Source organism: Rhodococcus sp. NPDC057297, from assembly GCF_042667435.1.
Taxonomy (GTDB): Bacteria; Actinomycetota; Actinomycetes; order Mycobacteriales; family Mycobacteriaceae; genus Rhodococcoides.
Genome location: NZ_JBHUZE010000011.1, coordinates 117,860 through 136,269, shown reverse-complemented (window position 1 = coordinate 136,269; position 18,410 = coordinate 117,860). Strand labels below are relative to the sequence as shown.

Sequence of the window (18,410 nt, the reverse complement as noted above, 5' to 3'; positions counted from 1 at the left end):
AATTCACAGATCGACTCCGATGTACTTCTCCTCCAGGAATTCGAGGATTCCCTCAGAACTCCCCTCTCTGCCGAGTCCACTTTGCTTCATTCCGCCGAACGGCGCTGCCGGATCGCTGAGCACACCCTTGTTCACAGCCACCATCCCCGCCTCGATTCGTAACGACGCAGACAACGCAGCACCTTTTTCTCCGTACACGTATGCGATGAGACCGAAGATGGTGTCATTGGCCATACGGATCGCGTCGTCGACCTCGTCGTATTCGATGATCGAGACGACCGGTCCGAATATCTCGGTACGGGCTATCTCGCTGTCGTGAGCGACCCCTCGGAGAACAGTCGGCTCGTAGAAGGCCCCACCGTCGAGAGACTTTCCACCGCAGACAATCTCAGCTCCCTCTTCCACCGCGCGATCGACAAGGTCGGCAACCTTGTCTCGCTCCTCGATGGAGACGAGAGCACCGAGTTGGTTGGACCGATCGGAGCCGGGACCGACGGTCCACGTCGAAAATTCCGACACCATCCGCGAGATGAACGATTCGCACAGCGAGGAATGGATGTAGAAGCGATTGGCAGCAGTACATGCCGAGCCGCCGTTGCGCATCTTCGCGACGAGGGCGCCCTCGACTGCCATGTCCACGTCGGCGTCGGGCAATACGACGAAGGGTGCGTTACCTCCCAACTCCATCGACGAACTGATGACTTGGTCTGCCGCTTCGTGCAGCAAAACGCGTCCAACCTCGGTCGATCCGGTGAAGCTCAGCTTGCGCACCGCAGGATGGTGCAACATTCTGGACACAGCAGGACCCGTCGGGACGGGCGTCACCAGGTTGACCACACCCGACGGCACGCCGGCTCGTTGGAGTGCGTCGACTACGAAGGCAGCAGCAAGAGGTGTCTCTCTGGCAGGTTTGAGCACTACGGTGCACCCCGCAGCGAGAGCAGGCGCGATCTTGCGAGTAGCCATTGCGGCTGGGTAGTTCCACGGCGTGACGAGGAGCGCGACACCGACCGGCTCGTGGGTGACGATGATGTGTTTGTCGTCGGAGGGAGATCGGCGAAAGTCGCCGTGAACCCGTGCGGCTTCCTCGGAATACCAGCGAAAGAACTCGATCGCGTACTTCGCCTCGCCCAGAGCATCAGCGAACGATTTGCCGTTCTCCAGAACGATGATCTCGGCCAGTCGCTCGATATCGTCTCGAAGGATCTCGAACGTAGCTCGAAGCAGCTCGCTCCGATCCCGCGGCGACGTCGTCCGCCAGTGCTCGAGCGCACTTTCTGCAGCAGCGACAGCTGCGTCACAATCAGCGTCGTCGGCTACCGCGAATGCGGTCAGTTCCTCACCGACAGCGGGATTCACGACCGGAAAAGTCTTGCTGGAGCTGCCGTCCCTCCACTGCCCGTCGATATGCAGCTGACTACGGAATGTCATGCGTGGATCCTGTTCTGATCGTTCGTTTCTTCGGATACGGGCCGGGCGCGGTCACCGTCGAGAGCCGCTCGGACGATGCGTCCGATCAGCTCCGGTGTCGGGGTGTCGCTCGAGTTCGCCACAAGCCGTTTCACAGTGAGAGAGAGTTCGACGATTCGGGGAACGTCCGCGTCCGTGACGCCTATCGAGCGCAAGTCCGAAGGCAGACCGATCTCCTCGAATACCCCTGCGATGGCGTCGATCGCAGCTCGGGCAGCGGCCTCCGAATTCGATTCCCGAAGACCGAGAGCCTCGGCGATGTGCGCCAGCTGTGGAACGCAGGTCGGCAACACCGCATCGAGCACGTACGGCAGGAGCAAGCCCGTGCCCAAGCCGTGCGGCGTATGGGTGAGTGCACCGACCGGATACTGGATAGCGTGCGAGAGATGGGTGCCGGCAGAACCGAAGGCCATCCCTGCCAACAGACTGCCCTGCGCCATTGCACGTCGTGCGTCCAGGTCGTTCCCGTCCCGTACTGCGCGGGACAGGTTGGGCACGATCAATCGGATGGCTTCGAGGGCCAGAGGGGAGCTCAGCAGATTTCGGCCCACGAAGACTGGTAGTTGCGCCGACCAATCGGCTGGACGTACTGCGGCTGTGTACGCCTCGACGGCATGAACGAGTGCATCCGCACCAGAAGCCGCAGTGACCGATGGCGGGGCGCCGATTGTGAGAAGTGGGTCGACGATGGCTACGCAGGGAACGAGATAGGGACTCGAGATTCCCACCTTGAGGTCCCGGTCCGGATCCGTGAGAACGGCAACACCGGTGACTTCACTCCCGGTACCCGCCGTCGTCGGAACCGCGACGACAGGCAGCACCGGGGACGGAATCGCATTCTCGCCGTACCACGTGTCCAGTGCACCGATGGTGCTCAGTCCCAGAGCAATCAGCTTGGCGAGGTCGATCGCGCTTCCACCCCCTACGGCCACCACGGCATCGGCACCGGAATTGCGGTGTGCGGCGATGAGTTCTTCGACGTGCTCGCGCGGAAGTTCGGGAACCACCCTGGCCTCGACTGTGACGTCGACATTCAGAGACGCCAGTTCCTTCAGGATTCCATCGAGTTCAGGCGAGTCCAGCAGGAATGGATCGCAGACCAGGAGCACGTTGCTTCCCAGTCTCGAAGCCTCGACTGCGACTGCCGAGAAACTGCCGTCTCCGAACAAGATTCGGTCGGGTAGTCGAAGCACGCCGTGCGCTGTCGCTCCGGTTTCGTCTGTGGTCATGAGAGTTCGCTCCCTTCGGCCAAACGGTGCGCGTGCACCCACACGGCGGAATCGACGGGCACGCCATGTGCACAACTCTCCGATCGTGTACGTCGTGCTCGGTCACCGGGAACATCCACCGCTGTCGATGCGCCCCCGCTGGCTCGTATCTGTGTGAGGTAATCGGTCAAGAAAGGTAGAACTGGTCTCAAGCCAAGGGCATCCAGGCTGATCACGACGAGCAGATCGCCTTTCGTGACCGGATGCTCGGAATCGAGAGTGCCCAGGATGTCAGCGCCGTACGCAGTCTGCGTCACCGTCGCGACGAGCGATTCGATCGCGACCCCCAGCGCATATCCCTTGGGCCCGCCGAATGGAGACAAAGCGCCGAAGTCTGCTGCTTCCGAGGCATTTCGGGTAGGTTCGCCGAATCGATCGGTTGCCCATCCGTCAGGGAGAGCCCGCCCCTTGGCCGCGTAGTCGATGATCTTGCCCATGGACACAGCAGAAGTGGACATATCCAGGGTCAAAGGTTCATCGGCAGTCGGTATCCCTACTCCGATCGGGTTCGTACCGACCGCACGAGAGCGACCGCCCCACGCGTGTACGAGCGCCTCGCTCGTAGTGAGCAGCAAACCGATACAGCCCTGTCGAGCAATACGTTCGACGTAGGGTGCGAGCATTCCGATGTGGCTCGACCTGGAAATCGCCGCCATAGCGATGCCGGTTCGCGCCGCACGCGCAGAAACTGCTTCTATTGCGGCATCGAGCGCGACTGGACCGAAGCCCATGTTTCCGTCGACGGTCAGCGACGCCTCGGCTCTCCATTCGAGACGTGGCGTTGCCTGCACATCGATCAATCCCCGACGCATCCGTTCGACGATCACGGGGAGTCGACGCAAACCATGCGACGGATGGCCGCGTAATTCACCCTCCACCAGTGCGTCTGCCTGCAACACTGCAGTTCCAGTTGTGGCACCGTGATGTTCGAGCACCCTGATTGTGAGTTCCCGTAGTTCCGTCTCGCTCACGACCGTGGAGAGTTCCGCTCCCAACATAGGTTCCGTCGTCAACTTGTCTCCTATAGTGAATTGCGGTCTCTGACAATTGCGGTGATCGTGTGCGTCCATAGTTCAACGAAGCTGGGAGATCTGCCATGGCCCGTCCTGCAGAGCAGGACGACTTCGAAAAGTCGTCTTTGTTCCGAGGCCTCACACTGCTGGAACAATTCGAGAGCCCCGGACAAATCCTCAGCATCAGTCAATTGGCCCGCCAGTCGGGCGTACCGAAATCCACGGCGCATCGACTTGTGCAGAATCTCGTTGGCTGGGGTGCACTCGAACGCTGTCCGACCGGTGTCAGACTCGGTGCGAGGCTGTTCGAATTGGGAACTCTCGTAGCGGCTTCCACGTCCTTGCGAGATCTCGCGATTCCGTATGCACACGCCCTGCACGAGGTCACCAAACTGACCTGCAATCTTGCCGTACGAGAGGGGGACGAGATCCTCTACATCGAGAAAATCTCGACACCGGCGATGAGTGTTCCTCACTCTCGCCTCGGCGGTCGCGCACGAATGCATGCAACAGCTTTGGGCAAAGCAATACTCGCTTTCAGCGAACCCGCCTTCGTCGACGATGTGTTGTCCAAGTCCCTGGCAGCGCAGACGCCCAAAACCATCGTCGACCCGAATCGGTTGCGTAAGGAGCTCGCCGAGGTCCGGAAAGCGCGGGTGGCGTACGACGTAGAAGAATCGCGGTTGGGAATATTCTGCGTGAGTTCACCCATCTTCTCCGGCACCACCGGCCCAGTGGTCGGAGCGATCTCGGTGACAGGAGCGACTCAACTCGCCACAGCTCAGAAGTACGCTCCGACGGTGACCGCAACTGCACTCGGTTTGTCGGCATCTCTGCAGCCGCGCAGATCTCGCGGTCACGTCGAGCCCTGAGAGCTTTCCTCGAAAGTCGACGGCGTTTGCGTCCCGCTCCGTGGTACAGGTGTAGATCAGCCCCAATGAGGCGGGTATCACTGATACCACCCAACTGTTGGGCACATCACAAAGGAGCTCCATGGATACCACGCGCAACTCCCCCGAGGAACCGAACATCACCACCCTGGGGCCAGAGGGGCAGCGAAAGACAATCAGGAAAGTTCTCCTGAGGTTGGTGCCCATTCTTGCGCTCGGCTACTTCTTCAATGCGCTCGAGAAAACGAACATCGGGCAGGCCGGGTTGCATATGAACGCCGCCCTCGGACTCACGGCCTCCATGTTCGGCCTCGCTGCCGGACTTCTGTTCGTCGGGTACGCCCTGTTCGAGGTTCCGAGCAACCTCATGATGATGAAGTTCGGCGCGCGAAGATGGTTGGCGCGCATCATGATCACCTGGGGAATCTGCGCATCCGCGACAGGATTCGTGACGAACGAATGGGGCCTCTACGCTGTACGCTTCCTACTCGGAGTAGCCGAGGCCGGCTTCTATCCGGGAGTGATCATGTATTTCGCGCTCTGGGTTCCGAGGGAATATCGCGGAACGATGTTCTCCCTGTTCGTGCTCGGCGGCACGAGCGCCGCCATCCTGGGTGGACCACTGACCGGGTTCCTCCTCACCCCCGACAGCTATTTCGGGATAGAAGCATGGCGAGTGATGTTCGTATTGGAAGGTGTTCCGGCCGTCCTCGTGGGTATCGCGTGTCTGTTCGTCCTTGCAGATCGACCCGGCACCGCAAAGTGGTTGTCCGAGCGGGAGCGCGATTGGCTCGAAGGAGCCATTGCCCAGCAGGAGGCCGACATCCCAGCGAGCCACGGTGCCAGTGGGGCCCTGAAGTCGCTACAAGACCCGCGAGTCGTCGTCCTGTCGTTCATCTACTTCTGCCTCAAATGCGGCCAGTACTCCATCCTCTTCTTCCTCCCGCTGATCATCGCCGGCTTCAAGACGTCCTCACCCACCGGCCTGTCCAGTCTCCAGATCGGTCTCATCACCGGACTGCCTGCACTGTGTGCGATCGTTCCCTCGATCCTGTGGGCGCGCCACTCCGACAAGACGCAAGAGCGACGTTGGCACGCGACTATTCCCGCGCTCGTCGGAGCCGTCGGTATCGGTGCGTCGGCGCTGGTCGACAGCCCTTTGATGATCATGGTTTTCATATGCCTGGCCATGGTCGGTCTGGTTTCCCAGAGCGCCTCGTTCTACCAAATTCCCGGACTGTTCCTCACCGGAGCCGCCGCTGCCACGGCCATCGCCCTGATCAACTCGCTCGGCAATCTGGGCGGATTCGTCGCTCCCACGATGTTCGGAGTCATGAAGGACGCCACCGGCGGATACCAGGTCCCGAGCTTGGTCATGGCCGGCGTGCTTCTGGTGGGCGCCACGACAACCGCCCTACTGCCGGTGATGTTCAAGTCTCTGGCGCGCAAACCGGCGCCCGTGGCGCCGAACAAAGAGGCAGTACAGCAGTTGTAGACCCCTGCAGACGACCACACCGCAAAGGTCCGGAGCGCCGATCGACGACGCTCCGGACCTTTGCCGTATGGAAGAAATGTCGCACTGACTACTCGCCATCTCACCGCGGAAGACAGGGACGCTTCCACGCCGTGACTCCGATGGACTACGTACGCTGCTACACAGTGACCAATTGACCGTTCCGGCTGGCGGACAAACGTATCGCGTCGAGACATTCCGCGTTGCCCAACGCGTCGGTCAGGTCGACAGCGGGCCGTTCGCCGAGGGCCACGCACCGAGCGAAGTCCTTCAGCTGCAAGGCGTACTGCGGCGCCCGCACGAAGTCGATGTCGGAGGCCTCACTGTCTCCGAACCGGTAACTGAGTCTCGCAATTCCGTCGGCGCCTGCGTGGACCGGATTCAACACATCGATGTAGCCGTTCGAGCCCATGATTCGAACGGTCGATATCCGCGGTGCCCGCGCGTCGACCATGATCTGGGCTGTCCCGTCACCGAACTGCAACTGGGCGCTCACACGGACATCCACACCGCTGGGAAGGTCGACTGTGTTCGCGGAAACCGAGGATGGCTCGCTTCCGAAAGCCATCCGTGCGATGTTGACGCCATAGCTCGCAACGTCCAGCAGGATGCTTCCCTGGCCAGGAAGAGTCGGGGGTTGCACTGGCTCGGGGAAGTCCAGCGACATCGACCAGAGGACGTGACGAATCGCGCCCAGACTGCCGTCCTCGATCCGTTGTTCGATCCATTGCCATTGCGGGTGATGCCGAATCATGAAGGCCTCGGCAACCACTCGGTCGTTCGATGCAGCAATCCCCTGCCTCACCTCGGCAGCGTTCAAAGCGAACGGTTTCTCACAGAGGACGTGCTTTCCTGCTCGCAATGCCCGAATCGTCGCGTCCACGTGGAGGCTGTGTGGCAGAGCGATGTACACCGCTTCGACAGACGCATCTGCCAACAGCTCGTCGATGGTCGAGTAAACGGCACGAAAGCCGTGACGATCGGCGAATGCAGCAGCCTGCTCGTGCCGTCGGGCGTAGACCGCAACGGGGTCGACGACCTTTTCCGAAATCGCCTGCGCCGCCACATCGTCCGAGATCGAGCCCGCTCCGATGAAGCCCCAACCCAGCACGGAGACATCGTCGTCGACGACGCCACCCTGCCCGACCAGTGTCGAATCCATACTTGCACTCACTTTCCGTTCTCCGCCACACCGATCGCACGAAGCGCGGCTCGCGCACACGCGACATCGACATCACCGGGTCCGCCTGAGACGCCGACTGCACCGACCAACACCTCGCCGTCCCAGATCGGCACTCCCCCCGGCAGGATCGTGAAACGGGGTCGTCTGAGGATTGCGTCGCGAGTCGACTGATCCACCGTCGCCAGCCAGTCGCCCAGTTCCTCGGTGCCACGACCGCCGAAACTTGCAGTTGTCCAGGCTTTGTCGTGAGCCAATGGCCCAGACCCCTGATGAGCACCGTGCATCTTGAGATAGGCCACGGACGCCGCAGAGCTGTCGACCACATGCACACTCACCGTCGACCCGGCAGCTGCAGCACAGTCTGTCGCTGCTCTGATCATGGTGTTCAATGCGTCGGTACTCAACTCGAGTGAGCTCGCTAGGTAGGTCAATGTTTCTCGCTCCTCGTGTGGGCAGTGCTGAAGGATGTGTCATCTGCGGCCCGATACCGCTTGCGGCCGGTGGAACTGTGCACGGTCACTGGTTACTGAACGAGCTGTCGAAAGAGTGACTGGGGCGTTCCCACAACAGGTTTCGTACGAAGTCCACAGCCTGCGCCGCGCCGTGCTGACGGTCCATTCCGGCGTCCTCCCACTCCACCGAGAACGGTCCGTTATAGCCGATTGCGCGTAGCGCACGGAAGGAGTCTTCCCACGGGACGTCGCCGTGGCCGGTCGAAACGAAGTCCCACTGTCGCCGCGGGTCACCCCACGGCAAATGTGAACCCAGTATGCCGGTTCGTCCGTTCGCCGGGCGAATACGAGTGTCCTTGCAATCGACGTGGCAGATGCGATCCTGGAAGTCCCAGATGAAACCGACGACATCCATGCCCTGCCACAGCATATGCGACGGATCCCAGTTCACCCCGAACGCCGGATGTCCGTCTATTGCTTCCAGGCTCCGCACCAATGTCCAGTGATCGTAGGCAATTTCGGAGGGATGGATCTCGTGCGCATACCGAACGCCTTCTTCGGCGAACACATCGAGGATCGGTGTCCATCGACGGGCGAAATCCTCGTATCCATCGTCGATCACGGATTCCGGTACCGGCGGAAATTGCGCCACGTAGGGCCAGATCTTCGAACCGGTGAAACCGGTGACGACCGAGGCACCGAGACGTCGCGCAACACGTGCCGCGCGCTTCATGTCCTGCGCGGCACGTTGGCGAACCCCCTCCGGCTCCCCGTCACCCCAGGTGTAGGGCCGCACGATGGCCTCATGCCGGAAATCGATCGGGTCGTCGCACACAGCCTGGCCGGTGAGGTGATTGGAAATTGCATGCACCCGAAGTCCGTGACGTTCCACGATCTCCAACCTTTCACCGAGATAGGCAGGATCCTCGTCGGCGCGCAGCAAGTCCAGGTGATCACCCGACGCAGCAATCTCGAGGCCGTCGTACCCCCACGATGCCGCCAGGCGTGCAACGTCCTCCAGAGGCAGATCTGCCCACTGGCCGGTGAACAACGTCACGGGCGGGGTCGTACTGCGCGATACTTCGGTCATGACCGTCCTCGATTCGACTGAAATTGCCCTGAGCGACAAGTTTGTCGCGGAGTGATCAGAGTGTCGACGGGTACGCGAAGAACGCGAATCGGCGTCCGTCCGGAGCCCAACTGTTGCAGTTCATCGTCCCCTGACCGCCGAACAACGTGACCACGGTCCTCGATTCGCCACCGTCGCTCGGCATCATGCGCAGCTCGATGTCCACGTCCGCCGGGTGACTGATCGAACCCGGTGCGTAGCTGATGTAGACGAATTCGGTGCCATCGGGCGTGAAGTGCGGGAACCAGTTGACCCGTTCGTCGAAGGTGAGCTGTTCGCGCTCCGTGCCGTCCGGGCGCATACGGAAAATCTGTGCATGCCCTGCGATCTCGGCATTTTCTTCGGAGTTGTAATAGATCCACTGGCCGTCACGCGAGTATTCGGGACCGTCGTAATCGTTCACGCCGGTGGTGATCTGATTGTCCGGCCCTCCACTGGTGGAGATCGTCGCGAGGTTTCTGCGTGCGCGCGGCTCGTCACCTTCCGGCTCGACCGAGACGTACGCGAGCGTCGACTCGTCCGGCGACACTCCGTGCAGCCAGTAACTGTAGTGCTCTTCCTCCGGGTGCTCGTTCGAAATTCGTCGAACGTCACCTCCCTCGAGGCTGACGCAATACAGATGACCGCCCGCACTGAAATAGACTCGATGCCCGTCCGGTGAGACAACGTGATCGTTGTTGACATCGACGACGTCGCCGATGTCGATGGTTTCCGGCTCTGCGGTGCCGTCGGCGAGCATTCGCAACAGGCGTCCGCGATCGTCGTTGATGATCAACCACTTGCCGTCGGGAGTCCAGTTCGGTGACTGAACGAGGGTATCGAACTCCCTCAGCACCGTCTCGGTTCCCGACACCACATCGGCGATGATCAACTGCGACACTTGATTGTCCTGCAGCCTGTCTCGGCCAGGATAGCGGTCGACCTCTATACCTTTGGAATTGCGCGAAGAAATCAATGTATTACTTTCTGTACAAGGTGGGTTAGTCGGTGAGTGTCAGGCCGGGGTTTCGGAGGCGACAACACGAGCAGCCGACTCCTCGTCGTCTACGGATGCGCGCCCATGCGAGGACGAGTTGAAGAAGACGATCATGATGGTCGCAGCGACGGCCGTGATCCCCCCGACGATGTACCACAGGGGATTCCACGCAGCGAGATCGGTGGACGAACCGACGAACGTGTTGAACAGCTCGCCCGCAACGACGGATCCCACTGCGTTGCCGACGCCGAACGAGATGAAATGGATCAGCGCCTGTCCCTGAGCTCGTGATTCCGAACGCGACGCTGCGTCGGCGTACATGAACGCCGCGAGTAGAACGAAGTCACTACATACTCCGTGGAGCGCGACGATGATTACGACCAGCCAGATGTTGCCGTCCGTCATGGCGAGTAGCGCCACTGCTCGCACGACCCAGGCCAGTAAACCGACCGTGAGGACCCATTTGATTCGGAACCGCCGAAGAATCAGTGGAATGAGCACGAGAGCGACGATTTCGGTGGCCTGCCCAATTGTCATGAAGGACGCGACGTTGGGAACGCCTGCCAGTTGCAGGTACGTCGAACCGAATGAATTGTAGATCGAAATCGGTACCGCAGCGAGCAGCAGGCAGATCACGAGAACGGTGAAGCTCCTCTGCCGAAACATCACGAAGGCCTTCGCCCCGACGACGTCACCCCAGACGAACTTGGTGCCTCGCGCCGGAGGTGGCGTGTTCGGCAGAGTGAGCGCATAGACAGCGAGGATCAGTGACAGCACCCCGCCGATGTAGAAAATCGAAGTACTGGCCGACAGTCCGTTCTGACCGATGAACAATCCGACGATGATCCACCCGGCAGTACCGAACGCGCGAACGAAAGGAAATGAGTTGGAGTTCTCGGGCGTATTGGCGAATACGATGTTGTTCTGCGTTGCGTTGGTGGGCTGGAAAATCAAGAGGTAGATGAACATGACCACCAGAAACAAGGTGGCGTTGGAGTCGGTGATCAGGGGCGGAATCGCGAACAGAATGGCACCGCTGATCGCGTAGAGGGCGGCAAGAAACCGTTGGGAGGCGAAGAACCGGTCCGCGACCGCACCTGCCAGAAGCGGTGAAGCCATGGCGCCGACGGCAGCAAGTGAATAGGTGAGGCCGACAATCGAATTCAGTCCGTTCGAGGTGAGAACGAGACCTAGCGTGGCCCACCACGATCCGTAGGCCATATAGGCAAGGAGCATCATCACGGACAGGCGGCCGAACATCGTCGGTGCGACGCGATGCTGCGAGAGTTGAGTGGTCATGTCGTTCTCCGAGGAGGGTGTGCGTGGATGGGAAGGGTTGCGTTCGTTCGGATCAAGCGGCGCGAAGGTGGGCAGCGCTCGTCTCGATCCATCGGTTGCCGGCTGCGGAATCGAGTACCGCGTCGGTCAGCTGAACTGCTCGTAATCCGTCTTGGAAGGTAGGGAGTCCCTCTACGCCTTCACCCCGGATTGCGCGATGTACGTCGGCCACGAAAGCGCTGAACGCGTCCACGTACCCGAGAGGGTGTCCGGCGGGCACCACGGACAACCGCGCAGCGTCGGACGAGAGCAGCCGCGGCTCCCGCGGGAGCGTCGTGCCTCCGTCCAGCGCGCCGAGCCACAAGTCGTCGGGGTGCTCTTGATCGAATGCCACTGTCACAGTGTCCGTGCTGATTTCGAACGCCAGCTGATTTTTACGTCCAGCCGACACTTGCGAGATCAATACCGATCCGATCGCCCCGCCGTCCATCTCGAATATCAGGGTGACGGCGTCCTCGGTCTCGACGGTTCGGCCACCTCGTGTGGGTTCGACTATCGAGGTGCGCGCGGCGAGACGAACAATCTGCCTACCGGTGACGAATTCGAGTGCATCGACGAGGTGCGATCCGATATCTGCGAAGGCGCGCGATCTGCCGCCGGAAGTGGAATGGACTCGCCAATTGTCCGAGGTGCCGGTGAGCCAGTCCTGCAGGTACCGACCACTGATCGTCAGTACTCGGTTGCCGGTGATCCGAGCGCGAGCTTCGCGGACCATCGGATGGAACCTGTAGACGAAGGGGACAGCGTTGACGACCCCGGCGCGGGCGGCCTCGGTGGCCAGCGCGAGCGCGGCAGCAGGGTCGGTGGCGAGTGGTTTCTCGCAGACCACGTGCTTGCCTGCTCGGACCACGCTCATGGCTTGATCCGAGTGCAAGGCGTTAGGGGTGAGGATGTGAACGACGTCGATGGTGTCGTCGGCGAGTACCGCGTCCAACGTGGGGTACGCCTTGTCGATCCCGAAGCGTTCTGCAGCGGCTGCGCCGCTCTCGATCGAAGATCCGACGATGCCGGAAAGCCGCGCGCCGGCGGACCGCGCAGCCTGCACATGGGTTCGGCCCATGAAACCGGTACCGATGAATGCTGTGGAGATCGCGTGGTTCATTCAAGTCCTCGAAAGAGCAGGTGGGGCGCGTGACGCAGTGACGCAGTACACAGCTTCTGGTTGATATGAGCTAACTTATGGTTGTGAACGCCAGAAGTCAACAACAGGCGATCCAATAAGATCGACGAGTTCCCGACCACAGAGGTAGACATGACCGAGGCCGCGCGACCGAACACCAGCTTTGCGGATACGACGCTGGCGCACATCGTGGAAATGGTGCGTAGCCGCACCGCACTCACACGCCAGGAACTCACCGACCGAACCGGTCTGGGTCGCGCGGTGGTGCGGCAGCGAGTCGACCTGGCGATCGACTTGGGCTTGGCGGAAGAATCGGGAATCGGCGCCTCCACGGGCGGGCGCGGACCTCGTCTACTGAGGTTCAGGAGCGAGTCCGGTCGGCTGGCACTGGCGGCATTGGGACCGTCGCGCATCACGGTGGGGGTCGCCGACCTCCAGGGGGAAATTCTGGGCAGACACACAGTCGACTGGGAAATATCGCACGGCCCCTCGAAGACTCTCGACGAGATCGTGCGAACTCTTCGATCGGAACTCCGACATGTCCTCGACAAGCCGGTGTGGGGCGTCGGTGTGGGACTCCCAGGACCTGTCGAGTACGTATCGGGACGCCCGGTAGCGCCACCGATCATGCCCGGGTGGAACGGCTTCGATGTCCGTGGCCACCTGGCAGTCGCGCTCGACGCTCCGGTCTGGGTCGACAACGACGTCAACATACTGGCGCTCGGCGAACGCGAACGGCTCATGACGCCGGAAGCCGACAACTTCATGTACGTGAAAGTCGGAACCGGAATCGGCGCGGGACTGGTGTCCAACGGTCGCATTCACCGAGGTGCAGACGGAGCCGCGGGCGATATCGGCCACATTGCCGTCGCGGGATCCACAACAGAGTGCCGCTGTGGGCAGATAGGGTGCTTGGAGGCAATCGCCGGCGGCTGGGCTCTGGTTCGCGACGCGACCGACGCTGCCCGAGCCGGCCGTAGTGACATCCTCGCCGGCTTCCTGCAGAACACAGATGACCTGACCCTCGAACACATTCTGCAGGCAATGGATGCCGGCGACACGTACAGCACGGCTGCGGTGGCCGCGGCAGCGAGCACGATAGGCGAGGCGCTCGCGTCGACAGTCAGCGTATTCAACCCGTCGTTGGTCATCGTCGGAGGAGACGAGGTCGCCTTCGGTGAGGGGTTCCTCGCGCGTGTACGGGAGGCTGTGTATCGGCGATCGCTTCCTCTCGCTACCCGAAACCTGCAGATAGTTGCACCGATCTCGGATGGTCACGACGGGCTCCGCGGGGCAGCCGCTCTCGCCGCACACGAAATTTTCTCGCGCACCCTCCCCGACTGGGTGGCAGAGGGGACCCCGGTGGCAACGTTACTGGCCGCTCAGCTGTCATAGACGAGCTGCGAACGAGACCGATAGCGTTGGCGCACCACACGACGAGGCGAGCGCAGCCGTACAGATTCAGGCCAGCCGACTACTTCACATCGGAGCCGTGACGCGTGAGCGCCTGCACTTCGATGGTCATGTATGGAAACAGCGGCAAATTCCACAGTATCTCGTGCAATTCGTCACCATCACGTACGTCGAAAATGCTGATGTTGCTGAATTGTCCTACGATTCGCCAAATCTCGGGCCACTTGCCGTCACGCTGCAGCTGCTGCGAATACGCCTTCTCGCGCGCAACGATGTCGGCACGTACGTCGGGGTCCAGATCGTGCGGGATGGCTACGTCCATCCGGACATGAAAGAGCGTCATGTGTTCAGTCCCTACTCACTAGTTTCGAGTCCACGTCTTGACGGCGTCCAGGTTCAACTCGACGCCCAGGCCCGGGCCTTCCGGCAGGTGAACCTGACCGTTCTCGTACTTCAGTGGTGTCTGAAGAAGCTCCTCGTCGAACAACAAGGGGCCGAACAACTCTGTGCCGAAATCGATCGCGGTCTCGGAGCATGCGAAGTGGATCGAGGCGGCTGTACCGATGGGCCCCTCGATGGACGTCGCACCGTGACAGGAGATGCCGGCGGCTTTCGCGATCGCGGCGATCTCCGCGCTCTTCTTCAATCCGCCACTCTTGGTCGTTTTGATAGCGATGATGTCGGCACCACGCCGCTGAACGATTTCCAGTGCATCGTGCGGCGTCTGCACACTCTCGTCGGCCATGACCGGCACCGGCAGCAGCGCGTTGAGCTCGGCCAGCACTTCGAATTGATCTGCGGGAGTCGGTTGCTCGATCATTTCGACGCCGCCTTCGGCGAGCTTGGGCAAGTACTTCAACGCGGTGAGGCGATCCCACCGAGCGTTGACGTCGACGCGCACGCCTGCCTTCCCCTCGAGTGCTTGTGCGATGCGGATGACGCGTTCGGTGTCTTCGTCCGGGTCGAGTGCACCCATCTTCAGCTTGAAACTGAAATTGAGCTTTGCATCGAGCTTCTCCTGCGCTTCACCCACGATCTCGTCGGCCGACGCAGCACCGAGGGCCCACGTCACATCGACGCTGCGCCGGAACGCGCCGCCGAGAAGGGTGTGCACCGGAACATCGAGCGAGCGTGCCCACGCGTCGTGAAGAGCAACGTCGACCGATGCCTTCGCGAAGCGCGCGTTGGCCACGACACGCTCGATGTCCCGCTGGATTCCGGTGATGTCGTCGGCGCGGCGGCCGACCAGAACAGGCACGATGTACTTCTCGACGATGGCCTGCATCGTCTCGACGGACTCACCACCCCACCACGGCCCTCCGGGAACGACGCCCTCGCCGTACCCCACTGCGCCGCCCTTGGTGCGCACGGCGACCAACAGCAACGGCTGGGCCGTCATCGACGTCGTTGCGAACTTGTGCGGGCGCACCAAGGGCACGTCGAGAATGGTGGTGGTGACGGACTCGATGGTCAGGTCGGACATCGGCCTACTTTCTTCGGTGGTGGCAGCTGCGATGGTGACGCCGGCGACCGTCAGGCCGGGTCGAGCACGAAGTCGTAGCTGACGTGGTTCTTGCCGTCGTCCCCCGGAATCGGGTCGAGGATGAGCTCGGGCTTGGTGGCCATTGCCACATCGTCGTCGACGTAGTCGCCCCCACGGAAGTACAGCTGCGTGGTGACCGACGCTTTGCCCGGGGCCGAGACGATCAGATGCAGGTGAGCCGGTCGCCACGGGTGCGCCCCTTGCGCTGCAACGAATGCGCCGGTCGGGCCGTCCGTCGGGATCTGGTACGGCGCAGGCTGAATGGTCGTGATCTCGTACCGACCGTCGTCGTCGACCGTGATGTCCCCGCGCAAGTTCCACTCGGGCAGGTGCGGTGCGAACTGGGAGTAGTACCCGTCGTCGTCCGCGTGCCAGATCTCGACGTGAGCGCCTGCGATTCCGTTGCCCTCGAGATCCTTCACCTGGCCGGAGAAGATCAGCGGGGTGATCTTCCGATCTTCGTCGCGCATGGGCAGCGTCGCTACCGACGGAAGTGCCGGGGCATTCGCGATGTAGTACGGCCCCTCGATGCTGCCCTTGGTTCCCTGGCGGCTCTGTGCGAGAACCTCTTCGACGGAATGCTCGAGGAATACGTCGAGGAAGAGGGGCCATTCGCCGCCCTCGCCGAGATCGATGAGCCACTGCTTCAGCACGCGGTACTCGGGGTAGGTCACCTTGTGATCGAGCACCACCTGGTTGAGTGCAGCGAGCGCGTCTTTCGCAATCGCTGCCACTCGCTCGGGCGGGGTGTCCGCCGAGACACGCTCGTTCTTGAACTTGTCGGTCGCAGCCGTACCCGAACCAACTGCAGTCGGCGAGGTCGCGGTGTCGTTGTGAGCTTCTGCTGTGGTCATTCGGTGTCTCCTCGGATCTGGAGGGTGGGTGCGCGAGGGCCGGGCTGAGCTCTCGGCGGTTCGATACTTGATAAGATTGCACGCTATGCGTACAGTCAGTCCGCAGTGCGTACCGACACTGTGCCTTGACTCACACGCGGTTGTCAACATCAGGCGACCGCCTCTACCTGAAAGACGTTTCCGTTGAGCGACAACGAACGTGACTACATCCAGAGCATCGAACGGGGATTCGCGGTTCTGTTGGCATTCGACGCATCGACACCCAATCCGACGCTCGCCGAGATCGCGTCCGCTACCGAACTGTCCAGGCCTGCCGTTCGACGAATTCTGCTCACACTCCAGCGTCTCGGCTACGTCACGGGCGTCGGCACACGATGGTCTCTCACACCGCGCGTGCTCAGCATCGGACAGCACTACACCGAGACACACTCGCTGCTGGATGCTTCGACGCCACGACTGCTGGAACTTGCCAAGCAGACGGACGAGTCCGCGTCACTCGGAGTGCTCGACGGGCCCGACGTCGTCTACGCGGCACGCGTACCGGTCCGACGCATCATGTCGATCAACGTCTCGGTCGGTACCCGCGTGCCTGCGTATGCCACTTCCATGGGCCGAGCACTTCTCGCGTGGGCGCCACCCGAATCGATCGACGATGTCCTCGACGCCACCAACTTCACCCAACTCGTTCCGGGAACGATCACGGACCGGCAGGCAATCCTGAACGAATTGGCGGCGGTGCGCGAGCACGGGTATGCGTTGATCTCCGAGGAACTCGAACAAGGGCTCATCTCGCTGGCTGCGCCGGTGAGAGACGCCGTCGGATCCGTCGTCGGTGTGGTCGCGTGTTCTACGTCTACTGCTCGCAACACCGTCGACCAATTCAGAGTCAACGCCCTCCCCCATGTCCTCGCCGCCGCCAACGGTCTGAGCGAGGACCTCGGTTATCGCGCCTAGAGTCACGGTGAGTGCATACTGCGGGGTCGGTCCATGACCCAGGTGACGACCACCCCCGCGGTGAGCCCCCAGAACGGTGCCCCGAGGCCCACCGCGTGCACTCCAGAAATGGTGACCAGGAGCGTCACCAACGGACCCAACGGTGAATTTCTCGCAGCCGTGCCGCCCGAGGAGTCGCTGAACGCGGCCACGAACGCCCCACGCAGCGCCTCGAGCATGGCCAAGCCTGCGAGAGCCGAGATGAAAGAATCGGGAACGGAGTCGAGACCCCGTACGAGAATCGGCGCGCCGACTCCTACTCCCATGGCGATGACACCACACGCGATCCCCGATATGTACTGCCTGCGGCGTTCACCGACTGCGACGAGTAATGCATTCGTGGGACCGGCGAGGCAGGTGGAGACCGCCCCCAACGGTGCCACGAGCACGGACCACACACCGCACAGCAGCGTCACAACGGTCACTGGTGGACGATGGCCGGCGCCGGCGAGTACAGCGGCCCCCTGCCCGTTCTGCACTGCGATCACAGTGATCGCCAGCGGGATCACCAGCTGGGCGGAAGCATCCCAGTTGAATTGGGGCGCGGTCGGTTCGGGCAGTCCGACGAGTGGGAGTGCCGCTTCGGCATCGCCTAGTTCGACGAATCCGCCCGTAAGCGCCAGCGCTACGAGACCGACGAGCAGTGCGACCAGGACGGCGGGTACGCGCGGGGCAAGTCGAGCCGACCGCATTATCAACACCCACGCGACGACCATGCTTCCTGCCACCGCGACATCCGAACTGACCGAACGTATCAAGTCGGTACCGAACGACAAGAATGCTCCCGCAACCATTGCCATGACGACTCTGTGTGGCAGAACCGACATGATTCGTGCCACCAGGCCTGTCGCGCCGAGCACTCCGATGAGAAGACCGGTCAGAATGTAGGCCCCGACGACCTCCGGCCATGTCAGAGACGGGAGGGCCTGTCCAACCAGTACTGTGCCCGGAATGGTCCAGAAGAACGCCAATGGCATCCGGTACACCCAGGACACGACCGCGGTGAGCAGTCCGTTGAGGACGAAGACCCCGAAGATCCACGATGCCGTCTGAGTGGCGGTCAGCGATCCGGCAGAGGCAGCACCCATGATGACGGCGACCGGACCTGTCGCGGAGAAAAGGACACCGGTCGCGCCGGCGCCGACATAGCGACCCCCGACATCCGCACGTATCTCTCGAAGACGCGGTGGCCGTTCGGTCGGGATCTCCAGTCCGCCCCGGACGGTCCGGATTTCAGCACGGTCGATACTCATCT

The 18,410-nt window shown here is 61.8% G+C and carries 17 protein-coding genes; 4 read left to right on the top strand and 13 right to left on the bottom strand.

Going from position 1 to position 18,410, the window contains the following annotated elements; all coding sequences use genetic code 11:
• Window positions 1-3 precede the first annotated feature (3 nt).
• From ACFULT_RS25065 to ACFULT_RS25055, 3 genes are read right to left on the bottom strand one after another with little or no spacing between them, the layout of a single operon-like run.
• Window positions 4-1,431: an NAD-dependent succinate-semialdehyde dehydrogenase gene (locus tag ACFULT_RS25065; protein WP_037113007.1), complete on the bottom strand. Its 1,428-nt coding sequence runs from the start codon at window positions 1,429-1,431 to the stop codon at window positions 4-6.
• A complete protein-coding gene (locus tag ACFULT_RS25060) occupies window positions 1,428-2,699 on the bottom strand; it encodes an iron-containing alcohol dehydrogenase (protein WP_052059538.1) in 1,272 nt (423 codons plus the stop codon). Before ACFULT_RS25060 ends, ACFULT_RS25065 begins: the two co-directional genes overlap by 4 nt.
• The gene (locus tag ACFULT_RS25055; RefSeq protein ID WP_037113387.1) at window positions 2,696-3,709 is read right to left on the bottom strand and encodes an Ldh family oxidoreductase; all 1,014 of its coding nucleotides are present in this window, start codon (window positions 3,707-3,709) and stop codon (window positions 2,696-2,698) included. The genes ACFULT_RS25060 and ACFULT_RS25055 overlap by 4 nt, the downstream gene beginning before the upstream one ends.
• A gap of 125 nt (window positions 3,710-3,834) precedes the next feature.
• Between ACFULT_RS25055 and ACFULT_RS25050 the strand changes: the two genes are divergently transcribed.
• Both ACFULT_RS25050 and ACFULT_RS25045 read left to right on the top strand, forming a co-directional pair.
• Window positions 3,835-4,623: an IclR family transcriptional regulator gene (locus ACFULT_RS25050; protein WP_052059536.1), complete on the top strand. Its 789-nt coding sequence runs from the start codon at window positions 3,835-3,837 to the stop codon at window positions 4,621-4,623.
• A 121-nt stretch (window positions 4,624-4,744) separates the two neighbouring features.
• Window positions 4,745-6,136 carry an MFS transporter gene (locus tag ACFULT_RS25045; RefSeq protein WP_052059535.1) on the top strand — a complete coding sequence of 464 codons (1,392 nt, stop codon included), beginning with the start codon at window positions 4,745-4,747 and terminating at the stop codon, window positions 6,134-6,136.
• Window positions 6,137-6,293: 157 nt separating this feature from the next.
• Here the strand turns inward: ACFULT_RS25045 and ACFULT_RS25040 are convergent, their stop codons facing one another.
• The 6 genes from ACFULT_RS25040 to ACFULT_RS25015 form a co-directional block, all read right to left on the bottom strand.
• Window positions 6,294-7,316 carry a Gfo/Idh/MocA family protein gene (locus tag ACFULT_RS25040; RefSeq protein WP_378482835.1) on the bottom strand — a complete coding sequence of 341 codons (1,023 nt, stop codon included), beginning with the start codon at window positions 7,314-7,316 and terminating at the stop codon, window positions 6,294-6,296.
• A gap of 8 nt (window positions 7,317-7,324) precedes the next feature.
• The gene (locus tag ACFULT_RS25035) at window positions 7,325-7,768 is read right to left on the bottom strand and encodes a heme-binding protein (RefSeq protein ID WP_378482834.1); all 444 of its coding nucleotides are present in this window, start codon (window positions 7,766-7,768) and stop codon (window positions 7,325-7,327) included.
• A gap of 85 nt (window positions 7,769-7,853) precedes the next feature.
• On the bottom strand, window positions 7,854-8,879 hold the full coding sequence (locus ACFULT_RS25030) for a sugar phosphate isomerase/epimerase family protein (RefSeq protein WP_378482833.1): 1,026 nt from the start codon (window positions 8,877-8,879) through the stop codon (window positions 7,854-7,856).
• A 55-nt stretch (window positions 8,880-8,934) separates the two neighbouring features.
• The gene (locus ACFULT_RS25025) at window positions 8,935-9,798 is read right to left on the bottom strand and encodes a hypothetical protein (RefSeq protein ID WP_217900743.1); all 864 of its coding nucleotides are present in this window, start codon (window positions 9,796-9,798) and stop codon (window positions 8,935-8,937) included.
• Between the two features lie 114 nt (window positions 9,799-9,912).
• Window positions 9,913-11,193, bottom strand: coding sequence for an MFS transporter (locus ACFULT_RS25020; RefSeq protein ID WP_378482832.1), 1,281 nt, complete (start codon window positions 11,191-11,193; stop codon window positions 9,913-9,915).
• 52 nt (window positions 11,194-11,245) lie between these two features.
• Window positions 11,246-12,334 carry a Gfo/Idh/MocA family protein gene (locus ACFULT_RS25015; RefSeq protein WP_378482831.1) on the bottom strand — a complete coding sequence of 363 codons (1,089 nt, stop codon included), beginning with the start codon at window positions 12,332-12,334 and terminating at the stop codon, window positions 11,246-11,248.
• Window positions 12,335-12,484: 150 nt separating this feature from the next.
• Here ACFULT_RS25015 and ACFULT_RS25010 point away from each other — a divergent pair, with 150 nt between their 5' ends.
• Window positions 12,485-13,747: an ROK family protein gene (locus ACFULT_RS25010; protein ID WP_378482830.1), complete on the top strand. Its 1,263-nt coding sequence runs from the start codon at window positions 12,485-12,487 to the stop codon at window positions 13,745-13,747.
• A 79-nt stretch (window positions 13,748-13,826) separates the two neighbouring features.
• On the opposite strand, the gene catC is transcribed toward ACFULT_RS25010, so the two are convergent.
• Genes catC through catA form a run of 3 tightly spaced genes read right to left on the bottom strand, consistent with a single transcriptional unit; the run spans window position 13,827 to window position 16,162 of the window.
• Complete coding sequence (gene catC / locus ACFULT_RS25005) at window positions 13,827-14,108, bottom strand: muconolactone Delta-isomerase (RefSeq protein WP_037112999.1); 282 nt, start codon at window positions 14,106-14,108, stop codon at window positions 13,827-13,829.
• A gap of 18 nt (window positions 14,109-14,126) precedes the next feature.
• Window positions 14,127-15,248 carry a muconate/chloromuconate family cycloisomerase gene (locus tag ACFULT_RS25000; protein ID WP_378482829.1) on the bottom strand — a complete coding sequence of 374 codons (1,122 nt, stop codon included), beginning with the start codon at window positions 15,246-15,248 and terminating at the stop codon, window positions 14,127-14,129.
• 50 nt (window positions 15,249-15,298) lie between these two features.
• Complete coding sequence (gene catA / locus ACFULT_RS24995; RefSeq protein WP_037112996.1) at window positions 15,299-16,162, bottom strand: catechol 1,2-dioxygenase; 864 nt, start codon at window positions 16,160-16,162, stop codon at window positions 15,299-15,301.
• 183 nt (window positions 16,163-16,345) lie between these two features.
• Between catA and ACFULT_RS24990 the strand changes: the two genes are divergently transcribed.
• A complete protein-coding gene (locus ACFULT_RS24990) occupies window positions 16,346-17,116 on the top strand; it encodes an IclR family transcriptional regulator C-terminal domain-containing protein (protein WP_037112994.1) in 771 nt (256 codons plus the stop codon).
• 2 nt (window positions 17,117-17,118) lie between these two features.
• Here the strand turns inward: ACFULT_RS24990 and ACFULT_RS24985 are convergent, their stop codons facing one another.
• On the bottom strand, window positions 17,119-18,408 hold the full coding sequence (locus ACFULT_RS24985; RefSeq protein ID WP_052059532.1) for a benzoate/H(+) symporter BenE family transporter: 1,290 nt from the start codon (window positions 18,406-18,408) through the stop codon (window positions 17,119-17,121).
• Window positions 18,409-18,410: the final 2 nt, after the last annotated feature.

Coding starts and splice junctions, on each gene's coding strand:
- ACFULT_RS25050 (WP_052059536.1), top strand. CDS start 3,835: ATGGCCCGTCCTGCAGAGCAGGACGACTTCGAAAAGTCGTCTTTGTTC.
- ACFULT_RS25065 (WP_037113007.1), bottom strand. CDS start 1,431: ATGACATTCCGTAGTCAGCTGCATATCGACGGGCAGTGGAGGGACGGC.
- ACFULT_RS25000 (WP_378482829.1), bottom strand. CDS start 15,248: ATGTCCGACCTGACCATCGAGTCCGTCACCACCACCATTCTCGACGTG.
- catA (WP_037112996.1), bottom strand. CDS start 16,162: ATGACCACAGCAGAAGCTCACAACGACACCGCGACCTCGCCGACTGCA.
- catC (WP_037112999.1), bottom strand. CDS start 14,108: ATGACGCTCTTTCATGTCCGGATGGACGTAGCCATCCCGCACGATCTG.
- ACFULT_RS25020 (WP_378482832.1), bottom strand. CDS start 11,193: ATGACCACTCAACTCTCGCAGCATCGCGTCGCACCGACGATGTTCGGC.
- ACFULT_RS25010 (WP_378482830.1), top strand. CDS start 12,485: ATGACCGAGGCCGCGCGACCGAACACCAGCTTTGCGGATACGACGCTG.
- ACFULT_RS25060 (WP_052059538.1), bottom strand. CDS start 2,699: ATGACCACAGACGAAACCGGAGCGACAGCGCACGGCGTGCTTCGACTA.
- ACFULT_RS25045 (WP_052059535.1), top strand. CDS start 4,745: ATGGATACCACGCGCAACTCCCCCGAGGAACCGAACATCACCACCCTG.
- ACFULT_RS25030 (WP_378482833.1), bottom strand. CDS start 8,879: ATGACCGAAGTATCGCGCAGTACGACCCCGCCCGTGACGTTGTTCACC.
- ACFULT_RS25015 (WP_378482831.1), bottom strand. CDS start 12,334: ATGAACCACGCGATCTCCACAGCATTCATCGGTACCGGTTTCATGGGC.
- ACFULT_RS25040 (WP_378482835.1), bottom strand. CDS start 7,316: ATGGATTCGACACTGGTCGGGCAGGGTGGCGTCGTCGACGACGATGTC.
- ACFULT_RS24985 (WP_052059532.1), bottom strand. CDS start 18,408: ATGAGTATCGACCGTGCTGAAATCCGGACCGTCCGGGGCGGACTGGAG.